Source organism: Rhodoferax sp. GW821-FHT07F03, assembly GCF_059418745.1.
This window is the reverse complement of the sequence record NZ_JBWKQM010000002.1, coordinates 234893-249244: the sequence shown is the minus strand read 5'-3', so window position 1 is coordinate 249244 and position 14352 is coordinate 234893. Positions and strand designations below refer to the sequence as shown.

13 protein-coding genes are annotated in these 14352 nt (G+C 62.5%); 8 read left to right on the top strand and 5 right to left on the bottom strand.

Annotation, left to right across the window (positions count from 1 at the left end; all coding sequences use genetic code 11):
- Positions 1-6 precede the first annotated feature (6 nt).
- Positions 7-1077, top strand: a complete 1071-nt coding sequence (gene ftsY / locus AC07R0_RS03770) for a signal recognition particle-docking protein FtsY (RefSeq protein ID WP_495103847.1) — start codon at positions 7-9, stop codon at positions 1075-1077.
- A 4-nt stretch (positions 1078-1081) separates the two neighbouring features.
- On the opposite strand, the gene AC07R0_RS03765 is transcribed toward ftsY, so the two are convergent.
- The gene (locus AC07R0_RS03765) at positions 1082-1840 is read right to left on the bottom strand and encodes a hypothetical protein (protein ID WP_495103846.1); all 759 of its coding nucleotides are present in this window, start codon (positions 1838-1840) and stop codon (positions 1082-1084) included.
- Positions 1841-1940: 100 nt separating this feature from the next.
- Between AC07R0_RS03765 and AC07R0_RS03760 the strand changes: the two genes are divergently transcribed.
- On the top strand, positions 1941-2657 hold the full coding sequence (locus AC07R0_RS03760; RefSeq protein WP_495097039.1) for an alpha/beta hydrolase: 717 nt from the start codon (positions 1941-1943) through the stop codon (positions 2655-2657).
- Positions 2657-3922: an Hsp70 family protein gene (locus tag AC07R0_RS03755; protein WP_495103845.1), complete on the top strand. Its 1266-nt coding sequence runs from the start codon at positions 2657-2659 to the stop codon at positions 3920-3922. Before AC07R0_RS03760 ends, AC07R0_RS03755 begins: the two co-directional genes overlap by 1 nt.
- Positions 3923-3991: 69 nt before the next feature.
- Here the strand turns inward: AC07R0_RS03755 and AC07R0_RS03750 are convergent, their stop codons facing one another.
- The 3 genes from AC07R0_RS03750 to glmU form a co-directional block, all read right to left on the bottom strand.
- A complete protein-coding gene (locus AC07R0_RS03750) occupies positions 3992-4558 on the bottom strand; it encodes a DUF2059 domain-containing protein (protein WP_495073847.1) in 567 nt (188 codons plus the stop codon).
- A 63-nt stretch (positions 4559-4621) separates the two neighbouring features.
- Entirely contained in the window at positions 4622-5362 is a 741-nt protein-coding gene (locus tag AC07R0_RS03745) for a sensor histidine kinase (RefSeq protein WP_495103844.1), read from the bottom strand.
- Positions 5359-6759: a bifunctional UDP-N-acetylglucosamine diphosphorylase/glucosamine-1-phosphate N-acetyltransferase GlmU gene (gene glmU / locus AC07R0_RS03740; protein ID WP_495103843.1), complete on the bottom strand. Its 1401-nt coding sequence runs from the start codon at positions 6757-6759 to the stop codon at positions 5359-5361. Before glmU ends, AC07R0_RS03745 begins: the two co-directional genes overlap by 4 nt.
- Here glmU and AC07R0_RS03735 point away from each other — a divergent pair.
- The 3 genes from AC07R0_RS03735 (at position 6758) to AC07R0_RS03725 (ending at position 9244) form a co-directional block, all read left to right on the top strand.
- Positions 6758-7624 (top strand): DUF6279 family lipoprotein, encoded by an 867-nt coding sequence (locus AC07R0_RS03735; RefSeq protein WP_495103842.1) that lies wholly within the window; start codon positions 6758-6760, stop codon positions 7622-7624. The two genes, glmU and AC07R0_RS03735, sit on opposite strands and share 2 nt — an antisense overlap.
- Before the next feature lie 163 nt (positions 7625-7787).
- A complete protein-coding gene (locus AC07R0_RS03730) occupies positions 7788-8474 on the top strand; it encodes a helix-turn-helix transcriptional regulator (protein WP_495073851.1) in 687 nt (228 codons plus the stop codon).
- Positions 8475-8581: 107 nt separating this feature from the next.
- Positions 8582-9244, top strand: coding sequence for a Crp/Fnr family transcriptional regulator (locus AC07R0_RS03725; protein WP_495097034.1), 663 nt, complete (start codon positions 8582-8584; stop codon positions 9242-9244).
- A gap of 54 nt (positions 9245-9298) precedes the next feature.
- On the opposite strand, the gene AC07R0_RS03720 is transcribed toward AC07R0_RS03725, so the two are convergent.
- Complete coding sequence (locus AC07R0_RS03720) at positions 9299-9826, bottom strand: GNAT family N-acetyltransferase (RefSeq protein ID WP_495097033.1); 528 nt, start codon at positions 9824-9826, stop codon at positions 9299-9301.
- A gap of 133 nt (positions 9827-9959) precedes the next feature.
- Between AC07R0_RS03720 and AC07R0_RS03715 the strand changes: the two genes are divergently transcribed.
- Both AC07R0_RS03715 and AC07R0_RS03710 read left to right on the top strand, forming a co-directional pair.
- Positions 9960-10265 (top strand): 2Fe-2S iron-sulfur cluster-binding protein, encoded by a 306-nt coding sequence (locus AC07R0_RS03715; protein WP_495097032.1) that lies wholly within the window; start codon positions 9960-9962, stop codon positions 10263-10265.
- A 20-nt stretch (positions 10266-10285) separates the two neighbouring features.
- Positions 10286-14320 (top strand): ATP-binding protein, encoded by a 4035-nt coding sequence (locus AC07R0_RS03710; protein ID WP_495103841.1) that lies wholly within the window; start codon positions 10286-10288, stop codon positions 14318-14320.
- The last annotated feature ends 32 nt before the right edge of the window (positions 14321-14352 follow it).

Sequence of the window (14352 nt, the reverse complement as noted above, 5' to 3'; positions counted from 1 at the left end):
CACCAAATGTTCAGCTTTTTCAAGAAAAAACCTCCCGTCCCCGATACCGCCGCCCCCGTGGCGCCCCCCAGCCCCGCCGCCGAAGCCCCTGCGGCCAGCTGGCTACGCAACCCGTTTACCGCCAAACCCGCGCCCGTGGAAACACCGGCACCAGCCGCCGTCGCAGAGCCCGCCGCCCCCCGCGCAGGCTGGCTGGACAAGCTGAAGACAGGCCTGCGCAAGACCGGCTCCAGCATCACCACCGTCTTTACCGGCACGCAGATCGACGATGCGCTGTACGAGGAACTGGAAGACGCGCTGCTGATGGCCGACACCGGCGTCAAAGCCACCCAGCACCTGCTGGCGGACCTGAAGCAGCGCGTCAAGGCCGCCAAGGCCACCGAACCGCAGGCCGTGAAGTCCCTGCTGGTCGAATCCATCACCGCCCTGCTGGCACCGCTGGAAAAAGCCCTGGTGATCGGCCAGCACACGCCCACCGTGGTCATGGTCACCGGCGTCAACGGCGCCGGAAAAACCACGTCGATTGGCAAGCTGACGCGCCATCTGTCTGCATCAGGTGCTAGTGTTTTGCTAGCAGCCGCAGACACCTTCCGCGCCGCCGCGCGCGAGCAGCTGGGCGTTTGGGCCGACCGCAATACGGTGGAAATCATCAGCCAGGACGGTGGCGACCCGGCCGCCGTGGCCTTTGACTCGGTCAGTGCCGGCAAGGCGCGGGGTCGCGACGTGGTGCTGGTGGACACCGCCGGCCGCCTGCCAACCCAGCTGCATCTGATGGAAGAGCTGAAGAAAATCCGCCGCGTGGTGCAAAAGGCCGACCCCACAGCCCCGCACGAGGTGCTGCTGGTGATAGACGGCAACACCGGCCAGAACGCGGTCAGCCAGGTGAAGATTTTTGACGACGCCATCCAGCTCACCGGCCTGATCGTCACCAAGCTGGACGGCACGGCCAAGGGCGGCGTGCTGGCCGCCATCGCCCAGGAACGGCCGATCCCGGTGTATTTCATCGGCGTGGGCGAAAAGCTGGAAGACCTGGAAACCTTCAACGCCCGCGAATTCGCGCAGGCCCTGCTGAGCTAAACCCTCAAGGCACAGGCGGTCGGCTATCGCACCGGCCGGCGTACAGCAGCTCGCCGCCCGGCGCCACCAGCCGGGCGCGGCTGGCCTGGCGGTCCACGATCCACTGGGCGCCGCTGCCAAACACCACCTCTTTGTCATCCACAAAGCCCGAGCTGAGCCACTGCCGGTTCACGGCCACGGCGTCCTCTTGCTCGCTGAAGCGCAGCTCCACACCGCGCCGCACCTGGGTGCTGCCGTCGGCCCGCAGATCGCAGTACAGGGTACGCGTGTCGGGCGGCCCGCCCTGCTCCAGGAGTTGGCGTGCGATCTGGCGCGCCCGGCCCGGCTGGCTGGTACTGCGACAGGCAAATTCGGCCACCAGCCAGGTGCCGTCCAGCATGTGCACGGGCGCAAACACCAGCTGCGCCATGTCCAGCGGCCCGCTGCGCCGCTGCAACGGCGGGGTCTCGGTCTTCAGGGAGCCCGACGGCAGGGTCGATTCCAGCGTGGCAATGCGCAGCGGCCCCTGGCAGTCCACCACAAAGTCGGCGTTACCGGCGAGCGGACTGGGCTGGCGCAGATTGATCAGGAAATAGGTGCCGCTGACATGGCTGCGGTCCACGATCTGCAGCGACACCGCATCTACACCAACCAGCACGTCGTCTATGCGCTGCACGATCTGCATGTCCTTGCTGGTGGCGGGCAGATTAGCTGCCGGCTGCGCCCAGGCCGGGCCCAGATTGGCGCAAAAAGACAACAGAAGAAGGATACGGAGATAAGGCACCGGGCGATTTTGCCCGTCTTGCAGGCGTCTTTTGGCCTACCTCTTTAGAATCGACCCCCTTCTGACGCCGCAAACCCGCGGTTTACCCGTATGGACTCCCATGACTTCTCCCGTTAACGCCTCGTTTAATGCCCTGTTGCAACGCATTGAAATTGAAAGCGCACCCCAGCCCACCGCCGCAGTGATCTGGATGCACGGCCTGGGTGCCAGCGGTGACGACTTTGCGGCCATCGTGCCCGAGCTGGACCTGCGCGGCTGCGCGCCCATCCGCTTCGTGTTTCCGCACGCGCCCGTCATGCCGGTAAGCATCAACAACGGCTACCCCATGCCCGCCTGGTACGACATCAAGAATGTGGACCTGGTGCGCCAGGAAGACGCGGCCGGCATCCACGCCTCGGCCCGCGCCATCGAAGCCCTGATCGCCCACGAGGTCGCCCGTGGCATTGCTGCCAAGCACATCGTGCTGGCGGGCTTCTCTCAGGGCTGCGCCATGGCCTTGCACACCGGGCTGCGCCATCCAGCGCGGCTGGCGGGCATCATGGCCTTATCGGGCTACCTGCCGCTGGCCGACACCCTGGCTACCGAGCGCCACCCGGCCAACTTCAACACCCCCATCTACATGGCCCACGGCACGGCCGACCCGGTGGTGCCACTGGCCCGCGCCGAAGGCTCGCGCCAGGCGCTGACCGCGCTAGGCCATCCAGTGCAATGGCATACCTACCCGATGCCGCACAGCGTGCACCCCCAGGAGGTGGCGGACATCAGCCGCTTTCTGCAGTCTGTTCTACCGTCTGTTCAGGGAGCGGCACAGGGATGATGCTGGGAATCGACTTTGGTACCTCCAACACCGTAGCGGCCCTGGTGCGCGCCGACGGCAGCCTGGAAACCATCCCGCTGGACGCGGGTAAGCCCACCCTGCCCACGGCCCTGTTCTTCTCCTATGAAGACCAACACACCAGCTATGGCAGCGCCGCCATGCAGGCCTATCTGGCAGGCACCGAAGGGCGTTTGATGCGCTCCATCAAAAGCCTGCTGGGCAGCCGGCTGATGGAAGAGAAAACCGTGGTCAACGGCCAGCTCATCAGCTACACCGAGATCCTGGTACTGTTCTTCAAGGAACTAAAAAAGCGCTCCGAAGCCCACCTGGGCCACGCCGTGCAGCACGCCATGCTGGGCCGCCCGGTGCATTTTGTGGACGACGACGCCCAGCGCGACGCCCTGGCCCAGGCCACGCTGGAGCAGGCCGCACGTGCGGCGGGCTTTGAAGACGTGCAGTTCCAGCTGGAGCCCATCGCCGCGGCATTCGACTTTGAGCGCCGCGTCAGCACCGAAACCACGGTGCTGGTGGTGGACATTGGCGGCGGCACCTCGGACTTCACCGTGGTGCGCGTCGGCCCAGGCCGCCAGCTGCATGCCGACCGTGCCAACGACATCCTGGCCACCACCGGCGTGCACATCGGCGGCACCGACTTCGACCAGTTGCTGAATCTGCGCCACGCCATGCCCCTGCTGGGCCTGGGCCATACCGGACCCAGCGGGCGCGAAGTGCCGTCCGGCATCTTTTTTGACCTGTCCACCTGGCACCTGATCCACCAGTCGTATTCACGCAAAAGCCTGGCCCAGGCCACCGACCTGCGCGACGACTACACGGACCGCGCGCTATACCAGCGGCTCGTGCATGTGCTGCAGGAACGCGTGGGCCACCACATCCTGGCCAATGTGGAAGCCAGCAAGATTGCCTGCTCGCTGTCCGGGGCGGAGGCGACCATGGACCTGGATTGCATAGAGCGTGGTTTGACGGCCTTGCTTACCCCCGAAGGCCTGGCCCAGGCGCTGCAGGCCCAGCTGGCACGCGTGGTGCAAACGGCCCAAGCCTGCGTGGATATGGCCGGCCTGGCCCAGCCCGACGTGGTCTATCTCACGGGTGGCTCATCCGCCCTGGCACCGCTGCAGCAGGCCATGCAGGCCTTGTTCCCCCACTCTCGCTTGGTGGCGGGCGACCGATTCTCCAGCGTTGCGGCAGGCTTGGCCTATGCCGGCTCGGTGGCGCGGGAGAACAAAAAAGAAATGGCGCTGGCCTGAGGTGCTATCAAATAAATAGCCGCTAGCGCAGGTAGCTCCTGCGCTAGCGGCTATTTTTATGGCCAACTCTTATTTACTGGCAGCAGGTGCGGGAGGCGTGCCCATGGCGCCCGCGGCGTTCAGACGCTTGACGATGGTGGCATCCAGTGCGCGCAGCTTGGTTTCTATCTGGGGCTTGCTGTCGGCAGAAATCTTTTCGAACACCGCCTTCTGCAGGTCGGGGCCCAGTTGAGAGAACTTGCGCAACACCGGCGAGTCAATCACGGCAATCAGTTGGCGCAGCTCGTCTTCACTGAAGCGTGCATCCAGCAGCGGGCCAATGGCGCTGGGTGCGAGCTTGGTCAGGCGGTCACGCAGCATGGGGCGTACATCGTCCACATATTTCTTCACATCACCTTGCACGTCCTTGGCCAGGGCTTCGCGCTTTTCAGGCGGTGCCTTGAACTGGATCACCGACATGGCGTTCTGCATCAAACGCAAGGCATCCCCTTCGGCCAATTGGCGCGACATCTGGTCCAGCGTAGGTTGCTGCAGCTGTAGCACCTTGTTGATCAACTCTTGCTTGGCAGGGCTAATTTCCGCCTGCGCCAAAGCAGCTGCAGCAAGCAAAGTTACCGCGAGGATGGTTTTTTTCATGGTCGGTTCTCAGTTGGAAAAATAGGGGATGGGTCGAAGCGACCTGCCAAACATTATCGCGCCCTACACAGGCAAGGTGAAACGCAGGGTACAGCCGCCATCCAGCGCGCCTTCAGCCTGGATGCTGCCGCCGTGGCGCAATACGACCTGGCGCGCCAGGGCCAGGCCCACGCCAGCGCCCTCGAACTCCGACGTGGTGTGCAGCCGCTGGAACAGGTCAAACATGGAGCCGCTGGCCGCAGGATTGAAACCCACGCCGTTGTCGCGCACCCAAAACACCACCCCGCCGACTTGCGGCTCCCAGCCCAGCGCAATCTGTGCCTGGGCCCGCGGCCGGGTGAACTTCAGTGCGTTCGACAAAAGCTGCTGCCACAACTGGCGTATGAGTGCGGGGTCGCCATGCACCTCGGGCCAGTTGTCAGGCAGTTGCCATTCCACCTGGCGGCCCGCCGCCGCTGGTGCCAGCGCATTCTGGGCTTCAGCTATCAGCGCGGCCATGGGCAACACAACCGGCTGCAAAGCCACGCGCGAGAGGCGTGACAGCTCCAGCACGGCGTCCAGCATGCGGGCCATGTTGCGTGCCGCCTGCTCCAGCGTATCCAGGCATTGCGCGGGGTCTTCGCCCTCGGCCAGCATCTCGCGCACCAGCGGCGCATAGGCGGTGATATGGCGCAGCGGTGCCCGCAGGTCGTGCGACACGGTGTGGGCAAAACGCTCCAGCTCGGCCTGCAGCGCGGCGTTGTGCGCTTCGCTGCGCTGCAGGCGGACCTGCAGATCGGCGATGATGGCTTCGGCTCCGCTCAAGGTTTGGCCTTTTTCGGACGACTCCAGTTGGCAATCGCCACCTGGCGCGCACGCGCCACGCTGAGCGCACCAGGCGCGGCGTCCTTGGTCAACGTGGAGCCGCCGCCCACCGTACCGCCCGCACCGATGGTGATGGGCGCCACCAGCACGCAGTTGCTGCCCACATGCACGTCGTCACCAATCACCGTGCGGTGCTTGTTGGCGCCGTCGTAGTTGGCGGTGATGCTGCCAGCGCCGTAATTGACGCGCTCACCCACGGTGGCGTCGCCCAGGTAGGCCAGATGGTTGGCCTTGGCGCCGTTGGCCAGGGTGGAGTTCTTCACCTCCACAAAGTTACCGATATGCACCTCGGCACCCAGCTGGGCACCCGGGCGCAAACGGGCGAACGGGCCGATCAAGGAGCCCGGCCCCACCGAAACGCCCAGCTTTTCGCCATCGATGTGGGTGAACGGGTGGATCACCGCACCGGCGGCGATCTGGGCGCTGGCGATCACGCAGTTGGCGCCTATGCGTACACCGTCGCCCAGGCTGACCTGGCCTTCAAACACGCAATTCACGTCAATCGATACGTCCTGCCCGCATTGCAAACTGCCGCGCACATCCAGCCGCGCAGGGTCGGCCAGGCGCACGCCTTGCTCCATGAGTGATAGCGCCTGCTGCCGCTGGTAAGCGCGCTCCAGTTCGGCCAGCTGTACGGGGCTGTTGACGCCTGCGACCTGCAGCTCGTCGCTGATCTTGTGGGCCACCACCGGTACGCCATCGACCACGGCCATCTTGACGATGTCGGTCAGGTAATACTCGGACTGGGCGTTGCGGTTGTCCAAACGGCCCAGCCAGGTGCGCAGATGCTTTGCGGGCACCGCCATGATGCCGCTGTAGATCTCGCGGATGGCGCGCTGTTCGTCCGTGGCGTCCTTGTGCTCGACGATGGCCTGCACCGCATCTCCATTGCGCACAATGCGGCCATAACCACTGGGGTTGGGCAGCTCCAGCGTCAGCAGGGCCAGCTTGCTCCCAGCGCCCACGGCGATCAGCTGGCGCAGGGTGTCGGCCTGGGTCAGGGGCACGTCGCCCGACAGAATCACCACCACGCCGTCATCGGCCAGCTGGGGCAGTGCCTGCTGCACCGCATGGCCCGTGCCCAGCTGCGGCTCCTGGCGTGCAAAATTTATAGGAAAAGTATCACCAGCGCTTGTGTATCCTGCGCTGGCCGCTTCAACTTCTGTAGCGCCATGACCGGTAATGACCACCACATTGCGGGGCTGCAGACTGCTGGCGGTGTGGACAACATGGGCCAGCAACGCACGCCCGGCCAAAGAGTGCAACACTTTGGGCAGCTTGCTTTTCATGCGGGTGCCTTTGCCCGCGGCCATGATGACTACGTCGATTTCTGCCATGTCTTGCTTCTTCAAAGGTAAATGGATTGGGATTATCAGCCTGTTGTTGGCCAGCTTTCTGCTGTCCGCCTGCACCAGCCTGAAGCTGGCCTACAACCAGGGCGAACACCTGGGCGTCTGGTGGCTGAACGGCTATGTGGATCTGGACAAGGCCCAGGCGCAACAGGTGCGCGAAGACCTGCGTGCACTGCAGCACATCCAGCGACAGCAGCAACTGCCCATCTACGCCGACTGGCTGCAGCAACTCCAGGGCCAAGCCGCACAAGACACCACGCCCGAGCAGGTCTGCGCGACAGGCCAGCAGCTACGCAGCTTTGTAGAGGCTCTGGTATTCAGCACCGAGGGCCCAGCAACCACACTGGCCCAGAGCCTGAGCCCGGCGCAGCTCCAACATTTGGAGCATAAGTTTGCCGACAAAAACACCGACTACCGCAAGGAATGGCTGGCTCTGGAGCCGGCCGAGCTGCGGGCCAAGCGCCTCGATACCGTACTGGAACGCGCCGAAACCGTCTATGGACGCATAGATGCAGCACAGAAAGCATTGCTGCGCCAGCAATCGGAGCAGTCGTTGTTCGACCCGCAGCGCACGCAAGCCGAGCGCCTGCGCCGCCAGACCGATATGCTGCAAACACTGCGCCAATCGGCCCGCGCCCCTGATGCACGTAGCGCCATCCATGACTTGATGGCACGCAGCCTGCATCCGAACACCCCCTCGGAGCGCACGTACACAGAAGCTTTGCGCCAGCAAGACTGCCAGAACATCGCCGCCTTGCACAACAGCACCACGCCTGCCCAACGCTCCGCCGCCGTCCGCTGGCTGGCCGGCTACGCAAAACTACTCAGAGAGTTGGCAGCCCAAAGCTGAATGCATGCACCAAGTTTTGGTGCATGCATCACAAAATTTGGCGGGCAAAGTACCCACCTAAAAACAAGCCGATTGCCTATCCTTCTACCCAATCCTGTTGTGCGCTGCAACACGCTACACCAACCTGCATTTCGCGGGAACAACAGGTTTGAGGGATAACGCCATGCTGCACACCGATTTTTCTGATTCCGTCACCGACACTCTCAGCTATGTAGATGAGCCCCTGTCCAGCGCAGCGGCCTCGTCACCAGACGCACTGGTATTGATGCAATGCGTACTGGAACAAATGGACTATGGCCTGGCGCTGGTCCACATGGTGACGCGGCAAATCCGCTTTTCCAACCGGCTTGCCTATAGCAGCCTGCAAGGCGCCGGTAGTGCACGCAGCGGCCTGTGCATTACCGATGGTCGCTTGACTACCTTGCTCAACTCCGATGAAGCCCAACTGGAACACGCCCTGCTACGTGCCCAATCCGGCGTACGCGCGTTGATCAGCCTGGGTGGCGAAGACTGCACGACCAGCGTAGCAGTGGTCCCGCTGACTGCCCCCGGTGCAGGCCCGTTTGCCTTGCTGGTATTTGCCAAGCAACAGCTGTGCGACAGCTCCACCATCGCACTGTTTGCACGCGAGCGCGGGCTCACCAGCGCCGAAAGCAATGTGCTGGCCTCGGTTTGCAGCGGCATGCGCCCCACGCAAATCGCCGAACGCCATGGTGTGCAGATATCTACCGTTCGCAGCCAATTGCGTAGCATTCGGGTAAAAACCCGCTGCGATACCATCCGGCAACTGGTGGAAACCGTATCCATCCTGCCGCCTATGGCGCGCCACATGACAGCATTGCAGCATTAACTCCAGAAAACTTTGATACATTCGGATACACAAGTGTGTATCCGAATGTGACTCTGACCATAGCTATGGCATAGACTGGCGCGTACGCAGTACGCAGCCGTCTATCCATGAAACCCGCAATTGATACCCTGACTGAGACTTTCTGCAACGACAACTCCATGCCAGAGTTGGTGCGGGAGTTGGTGCCTCTGGGCGAAGTCCGGCGCTATCGAAAAGGGACCATCCTGATCCATGAGGCCGACACCGGCGACACCTTGTTTGTCGTGGTGGATGGACGGGTCAAAGTCTTTTGTACCGACGACAACGACAAGGAAATCACGTTTGACGTGATAGGCCCAGGCGACTACTTCGGTGAAATGGCCCTGGATGGTGGCGCCCGGTCGGCCAGCGTGGTAACCATGGAGGCGACCGCCTGCGCACTGTTGACGCGAAAAACCTTGTTGAGCTTCATTGCTACACGCCCCGAATTCGCACTGGACCTGCTATCCAAGGTGATACGCAGAGCCCGCATGGCCACCAATAGTGCGCGCAATCTGGCTTTTGTGGATGTGTATGGGCGCCTGGTGCAATGCCTGCAGGGCCTGGCTACACCACAAGCAGACGGAACCCTGCTGATTGCCGAACGCATCACGCACCAGGAAATTGCCAGCCGGGCCGGCTGCAGCCGAGAAATGGTGAGCCGCATCCTGAAAGACCTGGAAACCGGTGGCTATGTGCGGGTAGACAAGCGCCAGATCACGCTTTTGCAAGCCCTACCAGCACGGTGGTGAACCATGTGCTGCGCCCCTCTGCTGCTGGCACAAGGCGCATCACACGGCGCAGCATCAATCCAAGGCGCGTTTGAGACGAATTTCCTCGATTTTGATGTCGCCCATGGGTACGGTCTTGGCGGTATTGAGTTCCCGCTTGAAGCCCGCCAAGTCAAAAAAGCGCAAAGCTCTTTCGTTGCGCAACGGAATCCAGATGGTGACGGTGGTGCACCCCTCGTCTACCAAGGCTTCACGGGCCGCATCCCACAAAGCCAGGCCCACACCCTTGCCCCAGTGGCTAGGGGCAACATAGATGGACCAAACTTCACCCACGGTGTTCTTGGTGCCCTTGTCGCGCGAACGGTCAAAGCCTACAAAACCCACGATGGTTTCACCGTCCAGGGCCACTTGCACCTGCGGATCTCCGTATTCGATGGCCTCACGCCACAGATTCAAGCGCTTGGCACTGGGCATGGTGTTGAGATGCTCATCAGGCACCAGACCCTGGTAGGCGGCGGCCGTCGCAATAACGTGGAGATTGGCGATGTCTTGGGCTTCGCGCAAAACTGCGGGACGCACATCGAAAATGTATGAACTGGTCATGGGAAGAGAACGAAAAGAAAGAAATGGGCCTATAGCCCAGAGAGCGAAAACATTTCGGGGGACAGGGATTGTCGCCGCAAAAGCCTGCCAAGCAGGCTTTTGACGGAAAGCTACGACTAAACTTGGTCACACCATGCAGCAAGATACCGTTTGTTTCAGTGCCCTATTGCTACCCGCAGAAAGTGGTTTCGATGCACCGCCAGATCTGCCCCTGCTGGTCGCGGCCGAACATGCTGGCTTGTTGATGGCAAATTCCTGCCGCAACGGCACCTGCAGAACCTGCATCTGCCACTTGGCCAGCGGCGGCGTCCAGTACCGCATCGCCTGGCCTGGCCTGAGTGCGGAAGAAAAGCGTGATGGCTACATCCTGCCCTGCGTGGCCTACCCCACCTCCGACGTTACTCTGGTACTGCCAGAGCGGGCCGGATATATCTCCTGATACCCCCGGCAGGAATACCCGTGCAAGTACCAGACGCTGCCCCCACCCTTACCCTGACGGTTGTGGTGGACGGTACACAACTGTCCATGGCGCTGTCAGATGCACAAGCCATGGGGCATATCGCCAGTTGTTCCATCAGCGATGAGCAAATGCGGACCCTGCAGGCCCCGAAGGGCCATCCATTCACGCAGGGCGCTCTCCTGTTCGAACAATTATTCCCAGCAAGAATACGCAACATCTTGCAACAGAGCGCATCACGCGCCATCTATTTACAACTGGACGAAAGCTTGTTGGCCATTCCATGGGAAATGGCTTTTGATGGCAGCCAGTTTTTAGGTGAAAAATTCCAGATTACCCGCCGCGTGCTGTCAGGCGCCCCCCCCAAACGCCCTGGCCGCGCAGCGCCACGCAGGGAATCTCTGCGCGTCCTGCTACTACGAAAGCCACACTGCTCGCCAGCACAAGAGGCGTACTGTGCAACGCTGGCCGAAAGCATTCTCTTTATCGAGGGCCTGGAAGCCACGCTGGTGCACACCCAAACCGTTGAACCCACCAGCTTGCTCAAGCTCGTGCACGACAGCGACGTGGTGCACAGCATAGGCACTGACGACCACCTTCACGCAATACCCGACCACCAGGACACCAGCAACGCCGCGCAACTTTGGATATCCGACCGTGCCAGCAGTCACATTGGCATGCTGCGGTATGGTGCCAACGTACTCATACACCAGGATGTAGACGACGCACCGCTGCATATCGACGGCATGCGGGCGTTCTACCAGGCCTTGGCCCAGGGCAGTACGCTTGGGGCCGCCGTGCAGCATGCACGGCATAACCGCCACCACCAGCAGACGTCCACAGAAACCCTCCCGTGGACCTGTGCGCTGTACGGCGATGCTGCATTGGTTCTACACCCCTCCATGGAACGCGCAGGCCTGGACGACAACCTGCGACAGGTCACGGCGGTGTCCTGCGACCTGGTGGGATCTACCCACCTACTGGACACCTGGGGGGCCGAACGCTACAGCGAGGTGCTGGACACCTACCACACAGTGTGCGCTGGCGTGGTGTCGCGCTGGGGTGGCATTTCAGACACCCCCCAGGGCGATGACGGCATCATGTGCTACTTCGGCGTGCCTTTGGCCTATGAAGACTCGGTGGCACGCGCACTACGCGCCGGGCTGGAAATCATCCAAACCGTCACCCAGTTGGGAGTACAGGTACGACTTGGCGTAGTGACCGGCAATGTGGTGGTGCGGTCCGGACAACCTTTTGGCGTTTCCTTGCACCTGGCCGCACGGCTTCAATCCATCGCCCAACCCAACACCATGGTTGCCAGCGATTCCACGCGGCAAATCGTCAAAGAAAAATTCATCTTCGAGCGGCTCACAAGCTTGCCGCCGCTCAAAGGATTCGCCCCCGCCACCGCGGCCTACCGCGTGGTCAGCGAAGTACCCAATGGCAGCCAGCTTGCGCAGGAGTCCGCGCCTCGGCGCACCCCATTTGTAGGCCGTAATGCCGAAATCGGCGCGCTGGAACAGCACTGGAATGAAGTCTGCACCCAAGGTGTACGAGCAGTGCTGGTGTCGGGCGAGGCCGGTATCGGCAAATCACGTCTGGCCAGCGAGTTCCGTCGTTCCCTGCAGGCCCGCAAACTGGCGGTGCTGGAATGCCGCTGCACGCCGGACCATGTGCACAGCACATTCCATCCCTTGATCGATTTTCTGCGCCGACAGCTGCGTATCGTGGATGAGGAATCACCCGACAGCAAGCTTCGCAAGATCCAGGCGCAGCTGCCCGAAGACCTGTTACAGACCGATGCCCAGGCACTGGTCGCAGCCCTGCTGTCGATTCCGATGGACGGCAGACTGGCAGCCCTGTCCTATACCAAGGAAAAACAACGCGAACGCACGCTGGACGTGCTGGTGGCCTGGCTGCTGCATGCCACGCAGCGTGGCCCGGTCTGCCTGCTGATGGAAGACCTGCAATGGGTTGACCCTTCAACACGTGAATTTCTGCATCGCGCCATGGCCGAGGCGAAACAGCGCCCCCTGATGGTACTGCTCACCCTGCGCACCGAGCAGTCCCCGGTACAGGACACCGGCTTTGTGGTGCACGAAGTCCCACTGAAGGGCTTGTCGCCCGAATCCACCCGGGCCATGATTCTGGGCGCCTGCGGCCCCTCCGCCGTGCCGGGCGAAATGGTGCAGCTCTTGGCGGCCAAGGCCGATGGTGTCCCCCTGTTCATCGAAGAATCGGCCCGCATGGTAATGGACCTGGGGGTGCAAGCCCACAGCCACGATGCGGCCATGGCGGCGCGCTTCACCGTGCCAGCCACCATCCATGACCTGCTGATGGCGCGGCTGGACCGCCTGGCCACCGCCAAACAAGTTGCGCAGGTGGGCGCCACCATAGGACGCGAGTTCTCCCTGCCGCTGCTGCAGGCCATCGTGGCACACGAAACCTCACCCATCGGGCTGCATGATCTGCCCGCACGCCTTGCAGCGCTGGTGCGCTCCGGGTTGGTGATTGAGACCACCGACGCTGCGGGCACCCACTATTACTTCAAGCATGCGCTGGTGCGCGATGCGGCCTATGAATCCCTCTGGGAACGCGACCGCAAACGCCTGCACCGCACCATCGCCAACGTCGTACGCGAGCAGTTCCAGGACCTGGCACAAAGCCAGCCCGAGTTGTTAGCCCACCACTTCGCGCAGTCAGGCAACGATGCACAGGCACTGGAATACTGGGAACGGGCCGCCCGCAGAGCCGCCACCCGCTCCGCCCATCTGGAAGCCATCAACCACCTGCGCAGCGGTCTGGCCGTTTTACTGCGGTTGCCGCCGGTATCCGAGCGTGACCGCGCCGAACTGCGGCTGCAGCTGCTACTAGCCGGCCAGCTCATCGCCACCCACGGCTACGGCGCCGACCAGGTAGGGCACGCCTATGAGCGTGCGGCTGAACTTTGCCAGCGCGTAGGCGACGAAACCGCGCAAATGAAAACCCTGCTCGGGCTGGAGGGCTACCACTTCATGCGCGCCGACTTTGACCGCGCGCATGAGATTGCCCAACAGGCTGCCAATCTGATCGGCGAGGCTGCCGACCCCATGCGCAAAATCCAGGTGCAATGGGCGGCAGGCAACATCCTGTTCCACAAGGGTGATTTTGTGGCCTCCCTCGCGCACCTGGACGCCTGCCTCACCGACTACCGACAACTGCAGCACCATCCCAGCGTGGTGCAAGACCCCGGCATCATGAGCCTGTGCTATTCCGCCTGGGCCGTGTGGGAACTCGGCCTGGCCGACCAGGCCCTGGAGCGGGCAAGGCAGGCTGTGGCCCTGGCCGAACAACTCGGCCACAAATTCAGCATGGGCGAAGCATTTGCTTTTTGTGCGTCCATACACCTATTCCGGGGCGAGATCACCGAAGCCATGCACTGCGCCAAGCAGGCCAAAAGCATCTGCCAGGAAGGCGGATTTGCCGTCTGGCTCGCGTATTCCACCTTGCTGCATGGACGCCTGCTGGCCGAGCTGGGCGAACCCGAGGCTGGCGTAGCAGAAATGCAGCAAGCCTACCGCATGTGGGTATCCACCGGCGCCGTCGTCACCCGTCCGCTGTACCTTGCCATGCAGGCCGAAGGCCTAGCGCTGGCCGGCAAACCCGATGAAGGCCTGGCCCTGCTGTACCAAGCGTTCGAAATCGTCTGCCAGTACCAGGAGCATTACCACGAGGCCGAAATCCGCCGGCTCACGGGCGAGTTGCTGCTGCAATCCGCCGCCTTGCACGGACAAGACCGACAACAGGAAGCTGAACAATGGCTGCAAGGCGCGCTGGACTTTGCCCGTAATCGCCAACATCGGGCCGCAGCCCTGCGCTGTGCCACCAGCCTGTCGCAACTACAGGTAGCACAAGGCCGCTCATCAGAGGCAAAAATCGTACTCAAAAGTGAGTATGACGCCGTATCGGAAGGTTTCTACACTCGCGACGTGCAGGTTGCCGGGGCTTTGCTGGAGCCTTTGTTGCCAGCCGAATACGACCCCCTCGCCACCGCCTGAAGCTCGCAGTTGGTGAATGGGCAACCAGTCAC